Source organism: Devosia sp. ZB163 (assembly GCF_028613635.1).
Taxonomy (GTDB): domain Bacteria; phylum Pseudomonadota; class Alphaproteobacteria; order Rhizobiales; family Devosiaceae; genus Devosia_A.
Genome location: NZ_JAQRMY010000002.1, coordinates 243,477 through 268,288, shown reverse-complemented (window position 1 = coordinate 268,288; position 24,812 = coordinate 243,477). Strand labels below are relative to the sequence as shown.

Annotated in this window: 27 protein-coding genes; 18 read left to right on the top strand and 9 right to left on the bottom strand. The window is 63.8% G+C overall.

The genetic code is table 11. From position 1 onward, the window contains the following. Positions 1–676 precede the first annotated feature (676 nt). The 10 genes from PRN20_RS09550 to PRN20_RS09505 all read left to right on the top strand — a co-directional run bounded on the left by PRN20_RS09550 (position 677) and on the right by PRN20_RS09505 (position 7,670). A complete protein-coding gene (locus PRN20_RS09550) occupies positions 677–1,039 on the top strand; it encodes an ArsR/SmtB family transcription factor (RefSeq protein WP_273957091.1) in 363 nt (120 codons plus the stop codon). Further along, a complete protein-coding gene (locus PRN20_RS09545; RefSeq protein ID WP_273957090.1) occupies positions 1,026–1,559 on the top strand; it encodes an arsenate reductase ArsC in 534 nt (177 codons plus the stop codon). The genes PRN20_RS09550 and PRN20_RS09545 overlap by 14 nt, the downstream gene beginning before the upstream one ends. Then, positions 1,556–2,221, top strand: coding sequence for an aquaporin (locus tag PRN20_RS09540; RefSeq protein WP_273957089.1), 666 nt, complete (start codon positions 1,556–1,558; stop codon positions 2,219–2,221). Before PRN20_RS09545 ends, PRN20_RS09540 begins: the two co-directional genes overlap by 4 nt. Next, on the top strand, positions 2,218–2,637 hold the full coding sequence (arsC, locus tag PRN20_RS09535; protein WP_273957088.1) for an arsenate reductase (glutaredoxin): 420 nt from the start codon (positions 2,218–2,220) through the stop codon (positions 2,635–2,637). The genes PRN20_RS09540 and arsC overlap by 4 nt, the downstream gene beginning before the upstream one ends. Beyond that, positions 2,612–3,202, top strand: coding sequence for an arsinothricin resistance N-acetyltransferase ArsN1 family B (locus PRN20_RS09530; RefSeq protein ID WP_273957087.1), 591 nt, complete (start codon positions 2,612–2,614; stop codon positions 3,200–3,202). The genes arsC and PRN20_RS09530 overlap by 26 nt, the downstream gene beginning before the upstream one ends. Before the next feature lie 49 nt (positions 3,203–3,251). Beyond that, positions 3,252–3,581 carry an ArsR/SmtB family transcription factor gene (locus PRN20_RS09525; protein ID WP_273957086.1) on the top strand — a complete coding sequence of 110 codons (330 nt, stop codon included), beginning with the start codon at positions 3,252–3,254 and terminating at the stop codon, positions 3,579–3,581. A gap of 53 nt (positions 3,582–3,634) precedes the next feature. After that, positions 3,635–5,098 carry an NAD(P)-binding domain-containing protein gene (locus PRN20_RS09520; RefSeq protein ID WP_273957085.1) on the top strand — a complete coding sequence of 488 codons (1,464 nt, stop codon included), beginning with the start codon at positions 3,635–3,637 and terminating at the stop codon, positions 5,096–5,098. 2 nt (positions 5,099–5,100) lie between these two features. Then, positions 5,101–6,333, top strand: coding sequence for an arsenite efflux MFS transporter ArsK (arsK, locus tag PRN20_RS09515; protein WP_273958052.1), 1,233 nt, complete (start codon positions 5,101–5,103; stop codon positions 6,331–6,333). Positions 6,334–6,504: 171 nt separating this feature from the next. Then, the gene (locus PRN20_RS09510; RefSeq protein ID WP_273957084.1) at positions 6,505–6,936 is read left to right on the top strand and encodes a hypothetical protein; all 432 of its coding nucleotides are present in this window, start codon (positions 6,505–6,507) and stop codon (positions 6,934–6,936) included. 266 nt (positions 6,937–7,202) lie between these two features. Beyond that, on the top strand, positions 7,203–7,670 hold the full coding sequence (locus PRN20_RS09505; RefSeq protein WP_273957083.1) for a hypothetical protein: 468 nt from the start codon (positions 7,203–7,205) through the stop codon (positions 7,668–7,670). A 101-nt stretch (positions 7,671–7,771) separates the two neighbouring features. On the opposite strand, the gene PRN20_RS09500 is transcribed toward PRN20_RS09505, so the two are convergent. From PRN20_RS09500 to PRN20_RS09470, 7 genes are all read right to left on the bottom strand, one after another. Further along, positions 7,772–9,691: a DUF6538 domain-containing protein gene (locus PRN20_RS09500; protein ID WP_273957082.1), complete on the bottom strand. Its 1,920-nt coding sequence runs from the start codon at positions 9,689–9,691 to the stop codon at positions 7,772–7,774. Positions 9,692–9,773: 82 nt separating this feature from the next. Next, the gene (kduD, locus tag PRN20_RS09495) at positions 9,774–10,526 is read right to left on the bottom strand and encodes a 2-dehydro-3-deoxy-D-gluconate 5-dehydrogenase KduD (RefSeq protein ID WP_273957080.1); all 753 of its coding nucleotides are present in this window, start codon (positions 10,524–10,526) and stop codon (positions 9,774–9,776) included. Then, positions 10,526–11,380, bottom strand: coding sequence for a 5-dehydro-4-deoxy-D-glucuronate isomerase (gene kduI / locus PRN20_RS09490; RefSeq protein WP_273957079.1), 855 nt, complete (start codon positions 11,378–11,380; stop codon positions 10,526–10,528). Before kduI ends, kduD begins: the two co-directional genes overlap by 1 nt. Further along, entirely contained in the window at positions 11,380–12,123 is a 744-nt protein-coding gene (locus tag PRN20_RS09485) for a FadR/GntR family transcriptional regulator (protein ID WP_273957078.1), read from the bottom strand. The genes kduI and PRN20_RS09485 overlap by 1 nt, the downstream gene beginning before the upstream one ends. A gap of 2 nt (positions 12,124–12,125) precedes the next feature. After that, positions 12,126–13,412 carry a TRAP transporter large permease gene (locus tag PRN20_RS09480; RefSeq protein WP_273957077.1) on the bottom strand — a complete coding sequence of 429 codons (1,287 nt, stop codon included), beginning with the start codon at positions 13,410–13,412 and terminating at the stop codon, positions 12,126–12,128. A 4-nt stretch (positions 13,413–13,416) separates the two neighbouring features. Beyond that, complete coding sequence (locus tag PRN20_RS09475; protein ID WP_443112565.1) at positions 13,417–13,986, bottom strand: TRAP transporter small permease; 570 nt, start codon at positions 13,984–13,986, stop codon at positions 13,417–13,419. Between the two features lie 68 nt (positions 13,987–14,054). Then, a complete protein-coding gene (locus PRN20_RS09470; protein WP_273957075.1) occupies positions 14,055–15,035 on the bottom strand; it encodes a TRAP transporter substrate-binding protein in 981 nt (326 codons plus the stop codon). A gap of 322 nt (positions 15,036–15,357) precedes the next feature. Between PRN20_RS09470 and PRN20_RS09465 the strand changes: the two genes are divergently transcribed. Next, on the top strand, positions 15,358–16,572 hold the full coding sequence (locus PRN20_RS09465) for an MFS transporter (RefSeq protein WP_273957074.1): 1,215 nt from the start codon (positions 15,358–15,360) through the stop codon (positions 16,570–16,572). On the opposite strand, the gene PRN20_RS09460 is transcribed toward PRN20_RS09465, so the two are convergent. Further along, positions 16,569–17,327, bottom strand: coding sequence for a bestrophin-like domain (locus PRN20_RS09460; protein ID WP_273957073.1), 759 nt, complete (start codon positions 17,325–17,327; stop codon positions 16,569–16,571). The genes PRN20_RS09465 and PRN20_RS09460 overlap by 4 nt on opposite strands. 384 nt (positions 17,328–17,711) lie before the next feature. Between PRN20_RS09460 and PRN20_RS09455 the strand changes: the two genes are divergently transcribed. From PRN20_RS09455 to nagA, 7 genes are all read left to right on the top strand, one after another. Then, the gene (locus PRN20_RS09455) at positions 17,712–19,004 is read left to right on the top strand and encodes an ABC transporter substrate-binding protein (RefSeq protein ID WP_273957071.1); all 1,293 of its coding nucleotides are present in this window, start codon (positions 17,712–17,714) and stop codon (positions 19,002–19,004) included. Positions 19,005–19,174: 170 nt separating this feature from the next. Beyond that, a complete protein-coding gene (locus tag PRN20_RS09450; RefSeq protein ID WP_273957070.1) occupies positions 19,175–20,041 on the top strand; it encodes a carbohydrate ABC transporter permease in 867 nt (288 codons plus the stop codon). 26 nt (positions 20,042–20,067) lie between these two features. After that, positions 20,068–20,913, top strand: coding sequence for a carbohydrate ABC transporter permease (locus PRN20_RS09445; RefSeq protein WP_273958051.1), 846 nt, complete (start codon positions 20,068–20,070; stop codon positions 20,911–20,913). Further along, a complete protein-coding gene (locus PRN20_RS09440; protein ID WP_273957069.1) occupies positions 20,910–21,788 on the top strand; it encodes an ROK family protein in 879 nt (292 codons plus the stop codon). Before PRN20_RS09445 ends, PRN20_RS09440 begins: the two co-directional genes overlap by 4 nt. After that, entirely contained in the window at positions 21,781–22,527 is a 747-nt protein-coding gene (locus PRN20_RS09435; protein WP_273957068.1) for a GntR family transcriptional regulator, read from the top strand. The genes PRN20_RS09440 and PRN20_RS09435 overlap by 8 nt, the downstream gene beginning before the upstream one ends. 24 nt (positions 22,528–22,551) lie before the next feature. Continuing rightward, on the top strand, positions 22,552–23,346 hold the full coding sequence (locus PRN20_RS09430) for a sugar isomerase domain-containing protein (protein WP_273957066.1): 795 nt from the start codon (positions 22,552–22,554) through the stop codon (positions 23,344–23,346). A 55-nt stretch (positions 23,347–23,401) separates the two neighbouring features. Beyond that, on the top strand, positions 23,402–24,532 hold the full coding sequence (gene nagA / locus PRN20_RS09425) for an N-acetylglucosamine-6-phosphate deacetylase (protein WP_273957065.1): 1,131 nt from the start codon (positions 23,402–23,404) through the stop codon (positions 24,530–24,532). Here the strand turns inward: nagA and PRN20_RS09420 are convergent. Next, positions 24,529–24,786, bottom strand: a complete 258-nt coding sequence (locus tag PRN20_RS09420) for a hypothetical protein (RefSeq protein ID WP_273957064.1) — start codon at positions 24,784–24,786, stop codon at positions 24,529–24,531. The genes nagA and PRN20_RS09420 overlap by 4 nt on opposite strands. Between the last annotated feature and the right edge of the window lie 26 nt (positions 24,787–24,812).

Sequence of the window (24,812 nt, the reverse complement as noted above, 5' to 3'; positions counted from 1 at the left end):
CAACCAGGGAGTGTCAGTCGGTTCTAAGGGGATGATTGAATGGCATTACACTAAGTTGACGTTGGTTGACAGAAATACCCAGAAATCCACTTTTTGGCGAAGTGTCAACTTGTAGCCCCATCAACTGGGCACCCTTTGGAGCACCGGATGTCGCAGATTGTCGTCTAGTCTTCCAAATACACGAAATAGGTATTGTGCACTCTTCGCGTCGCACCGAGCATGGAGCAGGGAAACCGCCGCAAGCCAAGTCAGAATAGCTATTTGCCGAGTTACTAGTGTCTCCGGCGGACACTCCCGATCTGGAGCCTAGAAGCATGCAATTCCTGCCCGCAGGGCCCGTCCTCGGCACCCAAGTTCTCGTGACGCTCAGCGAGGACGCAGGAGTCCGAATAGATTCGAGGAGAGAGGGCGGAGGGGCAATGCCTCGCCGGCTCGGCGTCTCGCGTCAGCACCGCGCCGCCAAGCCTCCGCTTCTTGTGCAATCGCCTGGTCGCTCTTCCCTCGACCTTAGGAACAATGTGCCCAAAGCACTGGATGCTGGCTACTGTTTGAGAGTCCGATGCCGGCGAGAATGGGACCTTCGATAGCAGACCGCGTCGGCCCAGCGGTGCCTCGCCTGGCGCCGTCATAAAACCTTCATTGGACGCCGGCTCATTGCATCGATAATCCTCGATGCATGGAATCCAATGATGCAATCGACGTGCTTGTTGCACTCGGTCAACGGACCAGGCTCGACGCCTTCAAATTGGTCATGAGGCACGAGCCGAATGGCCTGCCAGCGGGCGAGGTCGCCCGGCGGCTTGAAGTCCCGCAGAACACGATGTCCACGCACCTGGCAGTGCTGGCACGCGCGGGCCTCATTTCGTCAGAGCGGCATAGCCGCTCGATCATCTACCGAGCCGAGATAGACAAGGTCCGCGAGATCGCGAGTTTCCTCGTCAATGATTGCTGCGGCGGCCGACCCGAGCTGTGCGAGCCGCTTGTCGCCGAGTTCTCCCCCTGCTGCACCCCGAAGGAGGCAACCGATGCCTGCTGCTGATCGCGTCTACAACGTTCTGTTCCTCTGCACCGGAAACTCCGCACGCTCCGTGTTGGGAGAGGCTGTGCTCAATCATGTCGGCAATGGCCATTTCCGGGGCTTCTCGGCTGGCAGCATGCCGAAGGGCAAAATCCATCCGATGACCCTGAACATCCTTCGGGAGGCGGGAATCCCAATTGACGGCCTGCGGTCGAAGTCGTGGGAGGAGTTTGCCGGACCCGCCGCACCCAAGATGGACTTCGTGTTCACGGTCTGCGACAACGCCGCCGGCGAAACGTGCCCGATCTGGCCAGGGCAGCCAATGACGGCGCACTGGGGCATTGAAGACCCTGCCGCCGTGGAGGGCCCGGAGTTCAAGCAACGCCAGGCGTTCGAGGATGCGCTCCGCTTCATGCGTAACCGCATCGCCGCCTTCATCAACCTGCCGCTCGAGAGCATCGACCATATGGCGTTGGGCTCGAAGCTACGTGGCATCGGCGCGATGGATGGTTCGACGACGAAGGCTTCCGGCGCCGCATGACTCTCGCCAGACGCCTCGCTGCCGAAACCATCGGCACCGGACTTCTCGTCGCTACGGTGGTGGGCTCCGGCATTATGGCCGACCAGCTCACCTCGGACACCGCAATGGCGCTGATGGGGAACACCATCCCTACCGGCGCTATCCTCTTCGTCCTGATAACCGTTCTCGGCCCTATTTCCGGAGCGCATTTCAATCCGGCCGTGACCGCAGTATTTGCGATCAGGAAGGAGATCGACTGGACGTCGGCCGCCCTTTACGTGATCGCCCAGGTGGTGGGTGGAATTGTCGGCAGCATGGTCGCCCACCTGATGTTCGATCTACCGGCGCTGCAGGTTGCCACGCATGTGCGCACGGGGACCTCGCAGTGGTTCTCCGAGGCGGTGGCAGCTTTCGGGTTGGTCGCGGTGATACTTGGCGGCTTGCGAGCCAGACCCCAGTCGATCCCTGCTCTTGTCGGGCTCTACATCACGGCGGCTTACTGGTTCACCGCTTCGACATCGTTTGCGAACCCGGCCGTCACCATTGCCCGCGCCCTCACCGACACATTTTCGGGGATCCGCCCGGCCGACGCTCCCGGCTTCATCATCGCCCAGTTCCTGGGTGCGCTTCTGGCGCTCGGCCTCGCGGGCTGGCTTTTCAAACCGGTTGAGGTCGCAGAGTGACGACGATCTATCACAATCCGGACTGCGGCACGTCTCGCAACACCTTGGCCATGATCCGCCAGAGCGAGGAAAAGCCGGAGGTCATCGAATACCTGAAGCATCCGCCGGCCAAGGAGCGGCTGATTTGGCTGATCAGAGAGGCGGGTCTCACCGTCAGGCAAGCCGTCCGGCAAAAGGACACGCCTTACGACTCGTTGGGCCTGTCTGACGCTTCGGTGTCCGACGAGGCCCTGCTTGATGCAATGGTGGCGCATCCGGTCCTGATCAATCGCCCGTTTGTCGTCACGACCAGAGGCGTTCGTCTTTGCCGGCCTTCCGAACTAGTGCTCGACATCCTCCAGAATCCGGATATCGGTCCTTTCGTGAAGGAAGACGGCGAGGTGGTGATTGATGCCGGGGGCAACCGAATCGGCTGATCCGATGATGGCAGTGCGTGCGGCCCAGCCGGACGACGGCGAGTCCATCGCCGCCATCTACGCGCCGATCGTCAGGGACACATCTGTTTCGTTCGAAACCGAGCCGCCGAGCGGCGCCGTGATGGCCGAGCGTATCCGCAGCACGATTTCCTCGCATCCCTACCTTGTCGCCGAGCGTGCCGGCGAAGTCGTCGGCTATGCCTATGCGAGCAAGCACCGCGAACGGGCGGCGTATCGGTGGTCGGTCGACGTGACCGTCTATGTGGCGCTGCAGGCGCGTCGAACCGGTGTAGGTCGTGCCCTCTATGGGCCGCTCCTGTCCATCCTGCGAACCCAGGGATTTCACTCCGCCTTTGCCGGGATCGCGCTGCCTAACGCCGGCAGCGTAGGGTTGCACGTGGCTATGGGGTTCGTGCCCGTCGGCATCTACCGCAATGTCGGCTTCAAGCACGGCAGGTGGCATTCGGTGGGGTGGTGGGGACTCGAACTGGTCGAAGGAGTGGAAACCCCGACAGAGCCGCTTCCGCTTTCTTCCGTCGACCTCGCTGCTCACCTACTTCCATAACTCTCGAAATAGGCTTGACCGTCGTCTTTGCGGCTGGCATGCTATTTCTATGAACATCGAAACAGCAGCCTCACAGCTCGAAGCTCTCGGCAACCCGACGCGGTTGACCATCTACCGGACGCTGGTTCGTGCAGGCGACAACGGCCTGCCGGTCGGGAAGCTGCAGCTCAAGCTCGACATCCCGTCGTCGACCCTGTCGCATCATCTCAAGAAGCTGATCGACGTCGACCTGGTTAGCCAGGAGCGGCAGGCGACGACCCTTATCTGTCGGGCAAACTATACCAGCATGAACGGGCTCATCGGCTACCTTGCTGATGAGTGCTGCGCCGACGCTGGCGGCTGCGCTTCGGCGTCGGAGGATACCACGGAAGCGGCGTGAGCTTCTTCTCTTCGTCATAAATTCGATATTTCTAGAAACTAGGAAGGTTTGCGATGAAGTTGGAAACCAATCTCCCTGTTGCGGTTATCGGCGCCGGCCCGGTGGGTCTCGCTGCGGCCGCCCATCTCGTCAGCCGGGGACTGACGCCGATCGTTTTCGAGCGCGGTGCTTCGGTGGGCGCTTCCCTGCTGGATTGGGGCCACGTCCGCGTCTTCTCTCCTTGGGAATACAACGTCGATGGCGCTGCCCGGTCGCTACTGGAGGCAGCGGGATGGGACGCGCCGGAGCTGACGGAGCTTCCCACGGGACGTCAGATCGTTGAGCAGTATCTGGAGCCGCTGGCCGGACTGCCGACCTTGGCGCCCTGCATCAAGCTATCGGCCCGCGTCACGGCGATCACGCGTGTCGGTCTCGACAAGGTCTCGAACCGGGATCGCGAAAGGGCGCCATTCGAGGTGCGCTGGACCGACGCGAACGGTAACGAGCAAGCAACCGTCGTCCGGGCAGTGATTGACGCCTCAGGAACCTGGAAGCGCCCGAACCCGATGGGCGTGGATGGCCTGCCGGTGCTCGGCGAGCGAGCGGCGGCAGACTTCATCGACTATGGCATCCCGGATGTGCTCGGCGGTTCGCGGGAGAGTTACGCCAACAAGACCGTGTTGGTGGTTGGTAGCGGGCATTCCGCAATCAACATCGCATTGGCGCTGCTCAGTTTGCAGGACCAGGAGCCGGGCACCCGCGTGCTCTGGGCCCTGCGGCGCAACCGCATCGAGCGCCTGCTCGGCGGCGGCCTGAATGATCAGCTCCCCGAGCGCGGAGCACTAGGCCTCGCTGCCAAGAAGGCAATCGACACCGGTCGCCTCCAGGTGCTAGCCCCCTTCGCAGCCACTCGTCTGGAGAAGGCAGATGGCAGGGTCGCCGTTGTCGGCACCCTCAACCAGACGCAGACGACGCTTATGGTGGATCGCATTGTTGTCGCAACAGGGTTCCGTCCAGACCTCGACATGCTGTCCGAGCTGCGTGTTTCGGTCGATCCGGCCACTGAGGCTCCCCCCGCGCTGTCGCCACTCATCGACCCGAACTTCCATAGCTGCGGCACGGTGCCGCCGCACGGCGTCGTCGAACTTACTCAACCTGAGGCAAACTTCTTCATCATCGGCTCCAAGAGCTATGGCCGCGCTCCGACCTTCCTGATGGCGACCGGGTTTGAGCAGGCCCGTTCGGTGGTGGCCGAGCTTGCTGGCGATCACGTCGCGGCGCGCGAAGTCCACCTCGCGCTGCCAGAAACCGGCGTTTGCAGTGTTAGCTTCGGCGATGGCTCGTCGCCGGCGGCCTCCTCCTGTTGCGGCACCCCCGCGCCGGTCACGGGTTCGTCCTGCTGCGGCGGCCCGGCCACCAGCACGTCGTCCTGCTGTGCCGCCGATGAGGTGACCAAGGCTGAAGGCGAGGCCGGCTGCGGATGCGCGACGGGCGCCACACCGGACAGAACGACCATCAACGAAGCTGAACCGGCTTGACCATGACCACCAGAATTCCTGCCAGGGCCATCTGGGCGCTCGGTGTCACTCAGATCATCGGGTATGGCACGCTCTACTACTCGTTCAGCGTGCTGGCGCCGGCCATCGGGCAGGAGTTCAATTGGTCCTCGGAGTGGGTCTACGCGGCGCTGACGATCGCCTTGCTCGCGGGGGGATTTCTCGCCCCATATGCCGGGCACGTGGCCGACAGGTTCGGTGCTGCCCGGGTGATGGTGCTGGGATCTGTCGCGGCGGCTGTCACCCTCGTCGCAGCTGCACTTTCCAGCACCGGCATCGCTTACGCTGCTGCCCTAGTGGCAATGGAAATCGCCTCAAGCTTCGTTCTCTATTCCACCGCCTTCGCAGCGCTGGTCCAGGTCGGGGGCCAAGGTGCTCAGCGCAGCATAACGCACCTGACGCTGATCGCGGGTTTCGCTTCGACAATCTTCTGGCCGATCACCAGCCTGCTGCTCGAGCACATGGATTGGCACGGCGTATACGTGGTGTTCGCAGCGCTCAACCTGCTTGTCTGCGCTCCGCTTCACTTCTGTCTAGGCCGCGCGGCCAAAGCGCAGGTTGAACCCGTATTAGACACGGGGATGACCGCTGCAGCAGTCACCGATACGCTGCACGGGCGTCACCGCAGCGTAGGTTTCGTGCTTATGCTGTTTGGGTTTGCCATCGAGGGTTTCATCCTGGCGGCTATCCTCATGCAAATCATTCCGCTACTGACGGGCTTGGGACTTGGAAGCAACATACTGCTCATCACCACCCTCTTCGGCCCGGCGCAGGTGCTAAGCCGTCTAGCCAACATGGTTCTTGGCAAGAACCTCTTGTCCACTCGCCTCGCCATCATCACGGCCGTGCTGCCGCCTTTGGCAGTGGCCGTGGTCGCGCTAACCGCTCCATCCTTGATCGGGTCTATTCTATTCGCCGTTCTATTCGGCCTTGGGTCCGGGTTGACCAGCATTGTCGCCGGTGCGCTGCCGTTGCAACTGCTTGGGCGAGAGAACTACGGAAGCCGGCTTGGCTGGCTCTCTTCGGCGAGGCAGATCGCCTCCGCAGTCTCACCCTTCTGCCTCGCTATCGTGATGGGAGCCCTTGGCACCACAGCGGCACTATGGCTGATGACCATTCTCGGCGGCATCGCAACATTGATCTTCGTTACGATAGCAGTGTTGCCGCGAGCGCAAGCCGCCGGTGCCAACACCTCGCTCACAACGGCGGCAGGCTAATCCCCCTGCTACGATGGGCGTATCTATCTGCGGGACTTGCCATCAGCCAGTCGAATCCGCTCTAGAGCCGCGATGCTCTCAAGAACTTTCGCCGCCCCCGCTACTGCCGACGCCGTGAGAATAGCCGCCGAGTGGCGGGAATGGATCGGTCAATGGAAGTGGGATCGCTTCGTGACCCTCACTTTCAACCAGCCGGGTAGCGGGCGTCCGGTTCGCGGCCTTTCAGACTCGGCAGTTGAGCCACTCCGTGACAAACTCAAGGAGTGGGACGCACGAATGCAGCGCAGGGTGATCGGCAGCAACTGGTTCAATGTTCCGGACAACCAGCTATTTTGCCTCTATACGCTCGAGAAGCCGGGCGTAAATCCTCACTGGCACGGCCTGGTCCACTTCTGGATGGCAGACGACGACGAGCGCCGCAGGCAAGGAGAAAAGTTCGACAGATGGGCAAACGAGCTATGGCAGGATCTCGTCCCTGCAGGTGACGTAGATGTCAAGACCGTAAGTTACGAGGCGGGTGCCATCGACTATGTTGGCAAGTCACTGCTAGATCAGCTAAGTTACGCGAACTGGGTGCCGCCGGACTCTTTCCGGACCGCCTAGTCCAGGGTCCGCAAAAGTCCCGCCGAGACGGTCTGATCCGGCAGGTGCTGTTGCTCGCGAAGCGAGGATGGCTAGTAACCTGAGCTTCACCGCCAAGCATGTCGACTGCCGCCCGAACAGGCTGCAGTTGTAAGCTATGGGAAACTCAGACAGGCAACGCCCCATCCTTCTCTAGACGTTCTATATGGTGGTCGCCGAAGGCGACCGGCAAGGCCGAAGGCCGCGCAGGCGAGCGAAGCGAGCACTGGTTCTCTTGGAGGGGACGGATGAAGCGAGCTGGCATCTCCGATGGTTTGCACGACCTATCGTTCGAGTTCTTCTACTGGTTCTCTAGGTTCGAGTTCGCTCTGAAGGAGTGTGGCTACCTGAAGAGCAAGAAGGTCGGTGCAAAAGCAGAGGCAAGCTGGGATCGCTTCATCGATAACCATGCCGAAGCATACGTCCTCTCGAACTCTGGCTCCGCTCTTATTGAAGCGGCGCCGCAACGCCAGATCGTGGGAGCGGCCGATCTCGAGTTCGCTCCGGTGACGTTCGCGGCGGCCGATTGCGATCTGAAAAAGGTTGTTACGCTGTCGAACACGGTCAGGAACAACCTGTTCCATGGCGGCAAGCACGGCCATGCTACCTGGGACGATCCGGAGCGCGTCCGACTGCTGTTGTCCCTGGTGATCCAAATCCTTGATGAACTAGCAGAGCACGCCGGTTTTGAAGCGGATTACCGTCGCTCCTACTGATGTTCAGCTATCCATTTGACGGCTTCGCCCCGTGCTTTACCTGCGACCTCGTAAAGTAGCTGGATACGTCGACGACAGTGGACCGACCGGTCTCAAAAGGCCTAGGCAGGCGGGCGCTCCAAGGAGGGGTATCGGACCGACTCTACCAAGCGCTGCCGCCACTCCAGTGTTCCGTGCTGTTCTGCGCCATAGCCGCTAGTCATAGTCTTCTTGCTGTTGCCTGTCTCATGCCCAACTATGATGGCGATAGCGTCGTCGAGATGCTCTGCTTTGCGAGCCTCATCGATAAAAGTGTGCCGCAGGCTGTAGGCAACGATGCGCCGGTCCTTCTTCACTCCCACGTTGGCAAGGTAGCGATTGAACTCCCTGGAGAACTGCGCCGCTATCTGGCCTTCCTTAGGGATTTCCACTTCCGGGAAGACCTGGGCCTTCCCGGCTGCTCGTTGCCGTTCGACGTGCACAAGGAAGCCCATCGCGATCAAACGCGAGTGTATTGGCACCACCCTGCGGGAGCTGCCGCGCTTAACGCGCTTGCCGGTCCCCTCCTCGTCCACGATCTGCATGACCCATATGTTCCGCTCCAGACGGATGTCATCGACGTAGAGTTGAGCTATCTCCCCGGGCCGCGCTCCACTGTAGAGCATGATCCAAGGGATCCAATAGCGATGGTCCCGCACAGCTATGTTGCCCACCTCATGCAGGTGACGCCATTGATCGCTTCGTGCAGTCGTGAAGAGTGGAGACTGAAAAAGCAGCGCTAGTGCTTCGTGATCGAGTGAGGAGCGCTTGTTCGTTGGCGGAGCCTTCTCGGGAATGAGACCAGCCACAGGGTTGGACTCGAGGTAATCGTTGTTGACCAGCCAAGTGCAAAACCCGTTCAAGCTGCCCATGGCGCGACGTATCGTCTGGTGTGCCAGTGTCGGCTTGGGTTCCTTCAAGGTCTTGTTCAACGCAACGATCTCGCGAGCAGCAAGACCCCTGAAGATGTTCGTGTCGCTAGCGCGAACTGGATAGTCCATGAGGACCTCCTTCCAATCGCGCACAGCTGCCCGCGTCATCTTGGTGGGCCCGGCTCCCGCACCGAGAAAGTCGACGAAATGCTGAACATCGCGCTTAGCTTGTAGCGTGCTTTCTGGTCGGGCAACTCGCTCGCGTTCGTAGTTCGAAAACAGATCCATGATACCGCGCGCAGGACCCAACTGCGCGGTGCCTGCGGCCGAAAGTCGTTCGACCACCTCGGCGGCCGCCTCGATGATATCGTCGGTCGGCTTAGCCCCAAAGTCACCGCGATCTCGCTGAGCGTAGATCTCCAGCTGCTGGATCTCTGCCCGCATAAGCCTCTGGCAAAGTTCCCGATACTGCAGGCTACCTCTCACAATTCGCACGTGCTTCCCACTCAGGAAGGCATCGACCTCCGGCTCAATCAGACGCGTGTCGCCGAGACCCAAGTCGTGGCGAAGTCGGGCGAGACGGCGGGTTCGGCGATCTGCGGCCCATCGCGACTTTCCCGCGAGGATCTCGACGTCGGTCATGATGTTGATCATGTCGAATGCGTTCGCGCCTAGACGCTCTTTGCGGCCTTTTTCTACGGCCGCGTCAAACGCCGCCATAACTTCATCAGGCGTCGGTCGGGCAGCTCGCTCACGGTCACCCTCCATTACCTTCGTCGAGAAATGCTCGTGAACGGCGACAGCGAAGTCCGTCTCAGTAAGCTCGCGCTCGCGCCTCAAGTCTTCGAACGTGGTTGCCCACTCGTCCTGGACGGCGATCAGTCGACGCTTTGCCTCCTCCGGGTCATTGGTCCTCAGAGAAACCCATTTGTCCTTCTTTCCGATGACCTGAACGAGGTCCGTCGGGATATGGATGCGGGCGTAGTAGATGCCGCTTGGGCGCCGGTGTAAGTTCGTCGGGCGAGGCACTGAAGAGGTCACGACTGTAGCAGGGAACTGTAGCACCCCTTCTAACGCTAACGCCTTGCGATGCAACAATGTTCTTACTCGGCAAACACTTAGCTCGCGCATTTGCGGCACTCGCTGGGTATCCAGGTTCCCCAGCCAGCTTCTTTCCTCTGAGAATTCAGTGACGTATCGGCAAGGCCCCGCGTTAGCGCGCGAGCCAGCCGCCGTCGACGGGCACGATCGTGCCGTGCATGTAATCAGAGGCCGGGGCGAGCAGGAAGACCGTGGCCGCGCCGATGTCGGCGGGGCGGCCCCAGCGGCCGGCGGGGATGCGGGCGAGGATGGCGGTCGAGCGGTCCGGATCGGCACGCAGGGCCTCGGTGTTGTTGCTTTCGACATAGCCGGGGGCGATGGCGTTCACGTTGATGCCTTTGGCGGCCCACTCGTTGGCCATTACCTTGGTGAGGCCAGCTACCCCGTGTTTGCTGGCCGTGTAGGCGGCGACGCGGATGCCGCCCTGGAAGCTCAGCAATGAGGCGATGTTGACGATCTTGGCCGTGCGCCCCTCTGCGATGGCGGTGCGGGCGAAGGCCTGGCTCAAGAGGAAGACCGCCTTGAGGTTGATATCCATGACATCGTCCCAGTCGGATTCCGAGTGATCAACGCTGTCGGCACGGCGGATGATGCCGGCGTTGTTGACGAGGCCGAAGAGCGGGCCGTGCCGGCGCTCGGCTTGTCCGAGCATGGCGAGGGCCGACGCATGATCGGCGAGATCACAGGTGATCGGATGGAAGGCATCGCCCACCAACGTGGCGGTCTCGTCGAGCGAGGACCGGCCGACGCCGAGCACGGTGGCTCCGGCTTTGGCAGCGGCAACGCAGATGCCCTGCCCTGTTCCGGTATTGGCACCGGTGACCAGGACGGTGCGGCCTTCGAGGCTGAAAGCGGAGAGATCCATCAGCGGAGCGCCGTCACCGGAGCGGGGTCGACATCGGTGTAGTCGACGTTGTCGCCAGCCATGGCCCAGACGAAGGCATAGGCGGCGGTCCCAACCCCCGAGTGGATCGACCAGGCTGGCGACAGGATGGCCTGCTCATTGGCGACAACGAGATGCCGGGTTTCGGTGGGCTCGCCCATCATGTGGAAAACGCGGGCGCTCTCGGGGAGATCGAAATAGAGGTAGGCCTCCATCCGCCGGTCGTGCACGTGCGGGGGCATGGTGTTCCAGATCGAGCCGGGGGCGAAGGTGGTGAGCCCGACGACGAGCTGGCAGGTTCGGGCCGGGCTGTCGGCGTGGATGAACTGGAAGATCGAGCGCTGGTTCGAGGTCTCGGGGGCGCCGAGATCGAGGCGCTTCGCATCGGCGATGCGGAGGAGCCGCACCGGGTGGCTGGCGTGTGCCGGGCCACTGAGGAGGTAGAATTTCGCGGGGATCACAGCATCGGTGGAGGCGAAGGTCACGTCCTTAAGGCCCATGCCGAGATAGACCATGTCGCGCTGGCCGACATCGAAGCGCTCGCCGTCGGCAGTCACCGTTCCGGGGCCGCCGACATTGACGGCGATGAGTTCGCGGCGGTCGAGGAAGTTGGCGGTGCCGGTGGGCTTGATGGTTTCGAGGGCGAGAGGCGAGCCCAGCGGCACGGCGCCGCCGACGGTCATGCGGTCGTAGTGCGAATAGGTGAGACGGATGCGACCGGGGGTGAACAGGTCCTCGATGAGGAAGTTGCTCCGGAGTTCGTCGGTCCCCATGCGGGCTGCGGAGGTGGGATCAATGGCCCACCGGATGTCATAGTCGGTGTGGTCGGCCATCATCAAGTCCTAGGTAGAGTGGCGGTGGGGCGTTGCAGACGGGCGCGGTAGCGTTGCTGGCTGTTGGTCAGGTGGTCCCGCATGGCGGCACGCGCCTCACCCGCGTCGCCGGCCGAGATCGCGTCCATGATCCGGGCATGCTCGACCTGCAGCCCCATCTGGTAGTCGAGGGTCAGCATGCTGTCCGTTCCCCAGGGAGAAGTGACGTCGCAGGGAATGGTGCGCGTGCCCAGCGCTTCGAGCACCTCGATGTAGAACGGATTGTTGGTGGCGGCGGCGATGGCGCGATGGAAGGCGAAATCGGACTTGCCGGTTGCTTCGTTGAGCGCAAGCAGCCGATCGAACTCGTAGTAGGCCTCGTGGATGGCCGCGTCCTGCGACGGGTTCCGGCGCTGGGCAGCGAGCCCGGCACTCTCGATCTCGATGCCCATGCGGACCTCGAGCACGTTGATCGCGATCGAAATCTTGTCGGCAGCCAGATTGCTGAAGGCCGAGAAGCGCTGCTGCACGGCGAAGGCGCCGGAGCCCTGGCGCGTTTCCACCAATCCGTCGGCAGCGAGCGCCGCCAGCGCCTCGCGCACGACGGTGCGCGACACGCCGAACTTGACGGTGAGCTGCACCTCGCTGGGGAGCTTCTGGCCACCCTGTACTCGGCCGGATTCGATATCGGTGCGCAATGCATCGATGAGACGGACGGAGAGCTTGGGGCGCGGCGCCAGCACTGGGCGCCCGAGTTCGGAAGTCATGGTCAGTGGCCCCTGAAGACGCCCGGCAGCCACAGCGAGATGGCGGGGATGTAGGTGACGAGGGCGAGCACGATGAGGCTCGCGAAGTAGAACGGCCAGATCGAGCGCATGGCCTGCCAGACGGTGATCTTGCCGACGGCGCAGGCGACGAACTGCACGGCACCGACCGGCGGCGTATTGAGCCCGATACCGAGGTTGAGGATCATGATGACGCCGAAATGCACGGGGTCGATGCCATAGGCCTGGACCACGGGCAGGAAGATGGGCGTGGTGATGATGATCATCGGACCCATATCCATGAACGTGCCGAGGAACAGCATCAGCACGTTGAGCAGAAGCAGGATGACCAGTGGGTCGGACGAAATGTTGTTGAGGAATTCGATCAGCAGCGCCGGCACGCTGAGGCGGGCCATGAGGTAGGAGAAGGCGGCGGCGGTGCCGATGATGAGCAGCACCATGGCGGTCGTCCGCACCGCACCGAGGGTCGCATGGACGAAGTTGGTCCAGTTCATGTTGCGGTAGGCGAGGATGGTCACGAGCAGCGCGTAGAAGACGGCGATGCACGAGCTTTCGGTCGCGGTGAAGATGCCCGAGCGCACGCCGCCGAAGATGATGGCGATGAGCAGCAGGCCCGGCAGCGATACGAGGAATAGCTGTCCGACCTTGCGGAAGCCCGGAAACGCCTCTGTTGGATAGCCACGCTTGCGGGCGACGAAGTAGGCGACGACCATGAGCGAGGCGGCAAAGAGCAGGCCGGGAATGATGCCGGCGGTGAAGAGGTCGGCGATCGAGATCTTTCCGCCTGCCGAGATCGAATAGATGATCATGTTGTGGCTGGGCGGCAGGAGCAGCGCGATGAGCGCGGCCATGGAGGTGATGTTCACCGCATAGTCGGCGCCATAGCCGCGCTGCTTCATTTGCGGGATCATCAGGCCGCCGACAGCTGCAGCCTCGGCCACTGCGGAGCCTGAGATGCCGCCGAAGAGGGTCGAGGCGGCGATATTGACCTGGCCGAGGCCGCCGCGCAGGTGGCCGACGAGCGAGCCGGCAAAGGCGACGATGCGCTGGGCGATGCCGCCGCGCACCATGAGATCGCCGGCATAGATGAAGAAGGGGACGGCGAGCAGCGTGAAGATGCTCATGCCGGAATTGACCTGCTGGAAGATCACCAGAGGGGGCAGCTTCATGAAGAGCGCGGTGGCGAAGGCCGAGACGCCGAGGCAGAAGGCGATCGGGGTTCCGATCAGCATGAGCAGCGTGAAGGAGCCGAAAAGCACCCAGAGTTCCATCGGACTATGCCTCCTTGACCGCAGCGGCCACGGGAACTTCGTCGAGGTCGACGTTCACGTCGCGGTCGATGTCGACGCCGGACCAGCGGACGACGAGGCGCTCGAGGCAAAAGAGGACGATCAGCACGCCGCCGACGACGACCGGCAGGTACTTGGTCCCTTCTGGCACGCCGAGCGTGGGCATGCGGGCGGCCCAGGAGAGCATCACCAGTTGCATGCCGTAGACGACCATGCCGATAGCGAAGGCGAGGACGACGAAGTCGGAGATGGTGCGCAGGTACTTCTTGCCGCCCTTGGGCAGCACGTAGAGCAGCACATCGAAGCCGAGGTGGTAGTTCTCGCGGATGCCGACGGCCGAGCCCAGGAAGATGAACCAGCTCATGAGCAGGACGGCCGCCGGTTCGGTCCAGGCGTTCGACCAGTTGAGCACGTAGCGGGTAAAAACCTGCCAGCCCACGAAGATAGTCATCAGCACCAGCAGCAGGCCGGCCAGGTAGAGCGCGGCGGTGCTGGTGGCGGACAGGACCCTCGCGAGCCGGCGCAGGCGCGGCCGTGATGCGACCGCCTCATCGATCAAAGTCAATTGGACGTCCCTCCCCGACGGCCGACGGTACCGGGACAATCGCCCCGGCACCGAGAGGCTTACTGAAGCGCCTGAATCTTCTCGATCAGGGCCTTGAGGTCGGGATCTGCGGCGTACTTGTCGTAGACCGGCTTCACGGCATCGACGAAGGCCTGTTTGTTGGCGACGTCGGCGATGGTCGAGCCGGAGGCTTCGACGATCTTGCGCGACTCCGCGACCTTGGCGTCCCAAAGCTCATACTGCTTGGCGACGCTCTCCTTGGCGGCGGCCTTGATGATCGCCTGGTCCTCGGGGCTGATCGTGTCCCAGACGATCTTGGACATGACCAGGACCTCCGGGACAATCAGGTGTTCGTCGAGGGTGTAGAACTTGGCCACTTCAGAGTGCTTGGCGGTGTCGTAGCTGGGGAAGTTGTTCTCGGCGCCATCGACCACGCCGGTCTCGATGGCGGAGTAGACTTCGCCGTAAGGCATGGGTGTCGCGGTGGCACCGAAGGCGGCCATCATGTCCACGAAGATGTCGGACTGCATGGTCCTGAGCTTCATGCCCTTTAGGTCATCCACCGAGGTGATCTGCTTCTTCGACGTATAGAACGAGCGGGCGCCGCCATCGTAGAAGGCGAGGCCGACGACACCGTAGGGCTCGAAGGCGGCAAGGATCTCATCCCCGATCGGGCCGCTCATGACGGCGCGCGCATGGGCGGTGTCACGGAAGATATAGGGCAGCGACGGCACGATGGTCTGCTTGACGAGGCCGTTCCACGGACCGAGCGAGGTGCGGTTGATGGCGATGGCGCCGGCGCGGACCTGCTCGACGGTGTCGGCCTCCTGACCGAGCTGGGCGCCGAACTTCATGTCGACCGAATAGCGGCCATCAGTGCGCTCGCTGACGAGCTGGCCGAAATGCTTGACGGCCTCGACCGTCGGGTAACCGTCCGGATGCGTGTCGGAAGCGACCAGGACGGTCTGTGCCGTCACAGGGCCGATGGACATGGCGGCAGCCACAAGGGCCGCAGCGGCGAGCTTGGTCATCTGAAACATCATTATCCTCCCGTATGAGCTTTCAGGACTCTCAGGCACGTATGGACAATAATAGACGGGACATCGACTGTAGTGGCGACCGCACCATTTCGCGGCAAGCCAAATCTATCGCGCGCCAACTGATGGCGCGAAGCAACAGCCGCGGGCCGGCTGCACATCGATGTGTGCTTTACCAATCCCTCCCCTGTCGAATTGGTTAGTTGAGGGGTCGTCGGATTGTCAACATACAAGTCTCCGAAACCTGTATGACAACTATGTCGGCATGGCGCCGAAGGGATGAGTTGTAGGATCGCGGGGGCCGTGGCAGGACTGCATCCTGCCTATGTCGAGTCCCGCCCCACACGTCCTAAAGCTCAGCCCCTTCCGGCACTTCCTGTCCTCCCGAGCGCTGTCTTCGATAGCGTTCCAGGGGTCGGCGGTGGCTATCGGCTGGCTGGTCTATGACCGGACGCGCAACCCGTTCGACCTCGGCATGGTGGGGCTGTTCCAGTTCCTGCCCATGCTGGTGCTGACCTTCGTCGCCGGACAGGTGGCGGATCAGTTCGACCGGCGCCAGATCGGGCTCATCTGCCAGATCATCGAGGCGGTGACGATGGGCTTCGTCGCGCTTGGTGTGTGGCAGGGTTGGCTGCCGACCTGGGGGATCTTCGCCGCAGTGGCGGTGATGGGCGCGGCAGCTGCCTTCGAGCGCCCGACCATGGCGGCGCTGCTGCCCGGCATCGTGCCCATGCCGCAACTGCAACAGGCGGTGGCGACATCGACATCGGTGATGCAGACGGCGCTGATCATCGGGCCGGCGGCGGGCGGACTGCTTTACGGACTGGGGCCCGTGGTGCCGTTCCTCGTTTCGGGCGTGCTGTTCCTTGCGGCGAGCTACAACGTGATCTCGATTCCGCGGCCCGAAGTCACGACGGCACGGCCGCCGGTGACCTTCGAGTCGGTGTTCGCGGGCGTCGCCTTCATCAAGAGCAAGCCGGTAATGCTGGGGACGATCTCGCTCGATCTGTTCGCCGTGCTGCTGGGTGGCGCGACCGCCCTGCTCCCGGTCTATGCCCGCGACATCCTCCATGCCGGACCGTGGGCGCTGGGCTTTCTCCGCATGGCGCCGGCGGTGGGGGCGGTGGCAATGTCGCTGCTGCTCGCGCGCTTCCCGCTGCAGAGCAAGGTCGGGATCAAGATGCTGTGGGCGGTCGCGATCTTCGGCGCGGCGACGGTGGTCTTTGCATACTCCACCGACATCATTCTCTCGATCGCCATGCTGGTCATCCTCGGTGGGGCGGACACGGTGAGCGTCGTGGTGCGCAGCTCGCTGGTTCAGCTACTGACGCCGGAGCACATGCGCGGCCGGGTCAACGCGGTCAACTCGCTGTTCATCGGCACATCGAACCAGCTGGGCGAGTTCAGGTCCGGTGTCCTTGCCGGGGTGATCGGGCCGGTTGCAGCGGTCGCCTTTGGCGGGCTCGGGACGATCGCGGTCGTCCTCATCTGGGCCAGGCTCTTCCCTGCCCTACGTAAGGTGGACACGCTTTCGGGCTAGGCCGGCGGCGTTCGCCAGCGGTCGTACGCATCGGGCGGGTGCGCCGAAATCGAGGCACGCAGGGCCTCGAGCGGCTCCTGCCACTCCACCACCAGGCCGGCCGATGGGCGGTCGATATCGAGCATCAGTGAAAGGGCGAGTGCCATAAGCAGCAGCAGGAAGGTGGCCGTGATGCGCCGCCGCGGCCCAGTGAGAACAAAGCCGAGGAGGCCACTCGCAACCAGCGTGAACAGGGCGAGCATGCCGAACACCTCCGCCGGGACCCGGGCGGCTCCCGCCGTTCGGCGCGAGGTATCGAGGTCGAGCACCGCGTTGATGGAGTCGAGATAGCCGGTGGAGAAGGCAGTAGACCGGATCTCATCAAAAGCCGCGGCGGTTGCTGCCCAAAGATCCACGGTGAGCTGGTCGTCGGCCGCAAGACGCTCGCGACGCTCATCGGCGCTGTCGGTTTTGGCGAAGGCGAGGCGGTTGTCGATGTAGGAAACCAAGAGATCGGTGAGCCGGCCGCGATGCGGTTCGCGGAGCAACTGGGTGCGCAGGTAGGCAGTGCCAATGGCGTTCGCTTCTTCGAGGACCAGGGCCCGGCGCGTTTCAAACCGATCGAGGGATAGCGAGAGGGTGAAGCCCATGAGCAGAGCAAGCAGTCCCAGGACGGCGGAGACGATGTAGGCCTCCTGCCCTGAAGTATCGGGATCGCCCTGATCCTTCATGAACGATCGGCGCGCCCAGAAACCGACCACCGCCGCGAGGCTCATGCACAAGAGGATTGCGATTGCGAGCCAGAGGATCGGGACGTTGTCGATCCAGCTCGCCATTTTCTAGGCCCAAACGGGCGCGAGGCTCAAACAAGCCGACAGCTGTGTCATCGCGCACCTGAAGGGAGCTACTGAGGGCTTCGGGACGGTATGTGCGAGTCCTTTCCCAACATACAAAGTTTGGGTCGCATCTTGGTCAAAAGGCGGAGGAACAGCACGCCTCTGGTCCGTGTCGACCCACCGGCGACCAGAGCCCCAGCCATGCCCGTGGGCTCCCATTGGATCGTCACACGCACAGGCTCTTGACCAAAGTCGTTATAACGTCATAACTCTATAACGTCAGCCGGGCATGAAGCGTGCCCGGTCAACAGGGAGAATCCAAACATGCTGTTCCGGGCTTCGCTGGGTGCCATCGGCACCGCCGCTGTCCTGCTATCGAGCACCGCGCTGGTCCAGGCCGCGGATGTGTCGTTCCTCACCCACTGGGCCCCCGATACCGTGGCGAAGCTGGAAGCTGCCGCCGCGACCTATACGGCGGCTCACCCCGACACCAAGATCACCGTGCGCGCCGTTCCGTTCGGCGACCTGCTCACGACGCTGCGCACTTCGGGTGGCGGCGCTGGCGGTGCGACCATTGCCGGCATCTATGATGCCTGGCTGCCGGACCTCGCCAAGGACCAGCTGGTTGCGCCGGTTCCCGAGGCGATTGCTGCCGACGTCAGGGCCAACTGGCCCGCTGGTGTGATCGGCGCCGCCTCGATCGGCGGCACGCTCTACGGCATCCCGAACGAGATCGACGTCTACGCGCTCAACTACAACAAGAAGCTGTTCGAAGAGGCCGGCATCACCGAGGCGCCCAAGACCTGGGACGAATTCCTCGCCGCCGCCGAGAAGCTGACCGACAAGTCCAAGGGCCAGCAGGGCTTCGGCCTGATCAACTCGTGGGCCGCCGGCGTGCTGCACCCGTTCTCCTCGCTGCTCGTCTCCAACGGCGGCGACCTCGTGGTCGACGGCAAGCCGACGCTCGACAGCGAAGCGGCCAAGCAGACCTTCGAGCTCTACGAGAAGCTTATCAAGTCGGGCTATTCCGATCCGGCGATGGCCACGGCCGATGCCAACACCACCGGGCCGTTCCTCGACAGCTTCGTGTCGGGCAAGACCGGCATGATCATCATGGCGAACTGGTGGGAATCCGCGCTCAAGGCCGGCATGGGCGATGACTTCGCCAATGTCGCGACCGCGCCGATCCCGGTTGGCCCGTCGGGCGATACCGCCCGCTCGATCTCGTACTCGTGGATGACCGTGGTCAACGCCAAGGCTTCGGCCGAGGAACAGGCCGCTGCGTGGGACTTCCTCAACTGGCTCAACGGGCCCGAGTCCGGTCCGGACGGCGCTTCGGCGATGGGCGATATCCTGATGTCGATGGGCATCCTCCCGTCGCGGACTTCGGACGGCGCGGCCTTTGCCGAGCGGCTCGCCAGCGACCCGTTCCTCAAGGGCTACACGGACACGCTCGCCAACGCCAAGCCGTTCCCGGTGGTGCTGGGCGGCCAGGAGTTCTCGGAGTCGCTGCAGAAGACCCTCGAGGCCATCCAGTTCGGCCAGGTGTCGGCGGCTGATGCTGCTGCGACGGCGCAGGCTGACGCGACCGAAATCCTCGAGCGCAACGCGAAGTAACTATGGGAGGGCGGGGCAACCCGCCCTCTACCACCGGTGGGGGAACACCTCCACCCCTGTCCCCTCCCCGCGAAGGGGAGGGAGACCCTCGCACCAGCATCGCGCCCAAGCGCCGACATGCGACGAACGTTACGAGTACGATGACTTCAAACCAGCACCGATCGGCGATCATGATGCTCGCGCCCGCAACCGGGCTGCTCGGCGTCTTCATCGTCATCCCCATGCTGCTCACCATCTGGCTCAGCTTCCAGAACTGGTCGACGCAGACGGGGTTCGAGACCGCCACGTTCGTGGGCGTGCAGAACTTCATCGACATCTTCGCCAACAATTCGGTGGGTCGCGATTTCAAGGCGGCGCTGGTCAACACGGCGATCTACACCGTGCTGTCGGTGCTGATCATCCTGCCGCTGTCGGTGATGCTCGGACTGCTCGTGCACCAGAAGATCGCGCCGGGCGGGGTGTTCCTCCGGACCGTGCTGTTCTCGACCTACATGGTGCCGATGATCGCGGTGGCGCTGGTGTTCTCCAAGCTCTACTCGCCGACCGAGGGGCCGCTGAACCAGATCCTGGGCTGGGTCGGTATTCCGCCGCAGACCTGGCTGAGCGCGCCGCAGACAGCGCTGGTCTCGATCGTGATCCTCAATGTCTGGCAGCAGGTGGGGTACTTCACCGTGCTTGCCGTCGCCGGGCTGACGCAGATCCCGGAGTCGCTCTATGAGGCGGCCAAGATCGACGGGGCGAACCCGGTGCAGCGGTTCTTCTCGATCACGCTTCCGATGCTGAGCAACACGCTGCTGTTCTCGGCCGTGATCTGCATCATCAATGCCGTGCAGGTGTTCGAGCCGGTGGCGCTGATCACTCAGGGCGGACCGGTGAATGCCACCAACGTCCTCACTTTCCATATCCGCCGCGTCGGCATCGAGCGGGCCCAGGGCGGGCTCGGCTCGGCGATGGCGGTGACGCTGATGCTGGCGCTGGTCGTCGCGATCGCGTTGCTGTTCGCCTTCGCCCGCTCGCGGGAGATGAAGAACTCATGAGCACCACCACCGCCGATCGCCGCATCATGGAGCGGCCGCGCTACAAGGCGACGCCGGCCACCGCCCTCCTCGTCCTCGCCATTATCGTTGCAGCCGTGGTTGCGGCCTTCCCGCTGGCCTGGATGATCCTCACCAGTTTGAAGACGCCGCAGGAGACCATGCAGGTGCCGCCGGTGTGGCTGCCGGCGAACCCGAGCCTCGACGCTTTCGCCCAGGTAGCCGACGTCGTGAGCCTCGGCCGGTCATTCTGGAACTCGGCGATCATCGCTCTGACGACCACCGTCGCGATCATCGTGACCAGCCTCATGGCCGGGTATGCCTTCGCCAAGTACCAGTTCCGCCACAAGGAGGCGCTGTTCGCGATCCTCATCGCGACCATGTTCCTGCCGCCGATTGTGACGCTGATCCCGCTCTACCGGATCACCGGATATCTGGGGCTCAACGCGAGCCTCGCGGGTGTCGTGGTGCCAAACCTCGCCAATGCCTTCGGCATCTTCCTCATGCGCCAGTTCATCAAGGGCGTGCCGGACGAGCTGATCGAGGCGGCGCGGGTGGATGGCGCTTCGGAGTTGCGCATCCTGTTCCAGGTCGTGGCCCCGGCAGTGATGCCGGCCATCGCCGCTCTGGTGCTGTTCGCCTTCGTCTACCACTGGAACAGCTACCTGTGGCCGCTGACGGTCCTGCAGGGCAATGCGGACCAGTACCCCATCGTCATCTCGCTCTCGCGGCTCCTCAGCTACAACCGGGGCGCGATGAACACGGGCCTCGTCATGGCCGGCGCGACGCTCGCGGTGCTGCCGCCGGTGCTGCTGTTCGTGATCCTGCAGCGCTTCTTCGTCGACTCGGTGGTTTCCTCGGGGGTTAAGGGATGAGCCGGATTCTCGCCATCGATCTCGGTGGCACGCGCTTCCGCGCCGGCGTCGCCGATCTCGCAAATCCGGGTAGTGTCGTCGCCAAAGGCGAGTGGACCGCGCCACAGACGCGGGAGGATTTCCTCGCGCTGGTGAGGCAGCAGCTCGACGAGCATGGTGCAACGCAGCTTGGCCTCGGCATCCCGGGGCTCGCGCAGGGGACAACCTGCCGCTGGGTGCCCAACCTGCCGTACCTTGATGGGCTCGACCTCGCCGACGAGTTGGGGGGCGTTTCCATCGGGCTCGGCAACGACGCGCAACTGGCGCTGCTGGCCGAGGCCAAGGCGGGCGCCGCGAACGGACTGAGCGACGCGGTGCTGCTCGCCATCGGTACGGGCATCGGCTCGGCCGTGCTGGCGGGCGGGCGTATCATCACCGGCAGCGGGGGTGGGGCTTGTTCGTTCGGGTGGGCAGTCGCCGATGTCGCTGACCCAGGCGAAGATCGCAGCGGCTGGCTCGAGCGGCAGGCGTCCGGCCGTGCGTTGGACGCGGCGGCTGCGACCGTGGGGCTACCCGACGGCGCATCGCTGGTCCGAGCTGCACGGGCGCGTGATCCCGAAGCGGTCGAAGCGCTGGCCAAGCCGATGGCGGCTCTCGGAACCGCGCTCGCGGGGGCCGTGGCTCTGCTCGATCCCGAGGCCGTAATCCTCGCTGGCGGGGTCGCGGCATCCGTCGACGTGCTGGCCCCATTGGTGCTGCCGGCGCTGCGGCGCCAACTGCCGCCGCACCTGAGAACGATCGACATCAGACCCGGGCAATTCGGGCCAAGGGCGGGTCTCGTCGGCGCAGCTTTTGCCGGCGCCTACGGGACCAACTGGAGGAATGGGCATGGATGAACCGAACGGTCTCATAAAGCCCGACCGGCGGCGTCCGGAGCCGCTGTGGCACCAGGCCGAAATGGCGCTGCGCGAGTTGATCGAGCGCGGCGAATGGAGCTCGGGCATGCAGATCCCCAACGAGGATCGGCTGGGCGAGATGCTGGGCATTTCGCGCATTACCCTGCGCCATGCCTTGCGCAACCTCGAGGAAGCGGGACTGCTGCGGCGCGAGCACGGGCGCGGGACGTTCGTGCGGTCGGCTACCGTGGTCGCCGGCGTGCGCGGACTGACCAGCTTCACCGACGAGATGAAGACGCTGTCGCTGCAGGCGGGCACCCGGCTGATCGAGGCGTACCGGGTTGTCGCGGATGAAGAGATGGCCGATGCGCTGGAGATCGCGATCGGCGATCCGGTGGTGCTGCTGAAGCGCCTGCGGCTCGGCAACGGCATGCCGATCGGTATCCAGGCCAGCCACCTGCCCGAGGCCCGCGTGGCCGGACTGCTCGAAGACGCCGCAAACGTTCAGTCGCTCTACGGCTGGCTCAAGGAGCATTGCGGCATCACACCTGTGAAGGCCAAGGAGGTCTACCGCGTCGGCCGCGTGGCCGAAGCCGATGCCGAACTCATCCAGCTCACGGCAGGAACGCCGGCCTTCGAGGTCGAGCGTATCGCCTACGACTCGAGGGGGCCGTTCGAATACGCCCTCTCCACCATGCGTGCGGACCGCTATGAGATCCGCTCCACCCTCTACGTGTAACGCTTTGTTCTGAAAGGCAAACCCATGTCCACTCTGTATATCAGCAAGCTCGTGAAGATCGCCGAGGCGGCGGCCGAAGCGAATGCCGACGCCTTCGACAAGGCCTCGTCCGCCATCGCGGAAACCCTCGCCAACAAGGGCCTCGTGCACCTCTACGGCTCGGGCCACTCGGTTCTGCCGGTGCAGGAAACCTACCCGCGCTACGGCTCTTATGTCGGCTTCAACCCGCTGACCGACCCGCGCGTGATGTGGCACAACATCCTCGGCGCCGGCGGCGTGCGCGAGTTGCTGTGGCTCGAGCGCACCGAGAAGTATGCCGAGAAGTTCCTCGACCACCAGCCACTGAATGCCGGCGACACCATCGTGATCTTCGGTCACTCGGGCTCGAACGCTTCGGGTATCGACACTGCGCTCTATGCCAAAGAGCGCGGGCTGACCGTGATCGCGATCACGGCCAAGTCGAATGCCGGCAAGCCGGCCACGCACTCTTCGGGCAAGCGCCTGCCGCATGCGGCAGACATCGTGATCGACACCGGCTCGCCGGTGGAAGACGCGATCGTCAACATCAAGGGCTGGTCGCGTCCGGTGGCGGGCTCGTCGACCGTGCTCGCCATGATGATGATGCACGAGCTGCTGGCCGAGAGCGCGCAGAAGATCGCCGACCGCGGCATCGAACTGCCGGTCTTCGCTTCGCCGACCATCCCGGGCGTGACGCTGCACGACACCGACATCATCTACGGCGTCTACCGCGAGCGCATGCTCGAGGCGCAGCAGAAGCACCTTCCGCAGTTCAAGAAGTCCATGGCCGACGAAGGCTGATGGAACTGTCCCGGGCAGGAGCTGACCCTGCTGCCCGGGACACCCAAATTTTCCCATGACAGACAGCCCCATCGCATTCTCCGGCGCCCGCATCTTCGATGGCGAGGCGTTCCATGACCATGCTGCTCTCGTAGTCGAGAACGGCCGCGTTGCCGGCATCGGCGCCCCGCCTGCGGAAGCGCGGATCGTTCAGCTCGACGGCGGCACATTGGCGCCGGGCTATGTCGACCTGCAGGTCAATGGCGGAGCGGGGCTGCTGGTCGGCCCCGGAACGACGGCCGCCGATCTCGGAACGATCTGCAGGACGCATGCGCAGTTCGGGGTGGTGGGGCTGCTGCCGACCCTCATCACCGATAAAGCCGAAATCACTGACGCCGTGCTGGCGGCCGGCGCGACTGCGGCGCGCGCCGGCACCGCCGGCTTTCTCGGCCTGCATCTCGAGGGTCCGCATCTGTCACTAGCCCGCAAGGGCGCGCATGACCCAGATCTGATCCGGCCGATGGACGAAGCCGACATCGTCCGGCTGGAGCGGGCGCGGGGCACCCTGCCCCATCTGCTCGTGACGGTTGCACCGGAGACGGTGACACCTGAGCAGATCGCACGGCTGGCGCGCGCCGGGATCGTGGTCTCGCTCGGGCATTCGGATGCCTCATACGAGGTCGCCGCGGCCGCTATTCGGGCGGGAGCCTCCATGGCGACGCACCTGTTCAACGCCATGAGCCAGATCGGCAACCGGGACCCCGGCGTGGCCGGAGCGGCGCTGGACCAGGGCAGCGTATGGGCGGGGCTCATCGCGGACGGCATCCACGTGAACCCGGCTACAGTGGGCATCGCCCGGCGCAGCAAGAACGGGCCGGGCCGAATTTTCCTCGTCTCGGACTCGATGTCGCAGGCGGGCACCGACATCGAGAGCTTCGAGCTCAATGGCCGCACCATTTTCCGCAAGGACGGAGCGCTGCGCCTCGTCGATGGCACGCTGGCTGGCGCGGACCTGACGCTGGACGCGGCGGTGCGCTATGCCCACTTCGAGCTGGGCATCGAGTTAGGCGAGAGCCTGAGGATGGCTGCGCTCTACCCGGCGCAGGCGATCGGATCGGAACGACTGGGGCGGCTCACCCCGGGCAGCGAGTTCAAGCCGGTCTGGCTGGACGCAAAGCTCAACGTGCGGACGCTGCCGACACCCTAGTTCCGCGAGCTGTAGCGCGGCGCAACGTCGGGCTGCTGCAGGAGGGCGCGGACCTGATCGTCGCCAGTGCCGTAATCCACCTTCTGCTGGGACGGTCCCGAGAACGCCAGGAAGGCAACCCAGACCGCCAGGGCGGCGCCGACTGCGATGCCGGCCGTGGACATGCGATAGCGACGCGCCTCATTGGCCATGCGGCGCCGCACCAGCGCAAGCCAGGCAATGGGGATCAGCAGGAGGAGAAGGAGCAGTTCCATGGCCGGAACTCCGCACTCATTCGTCC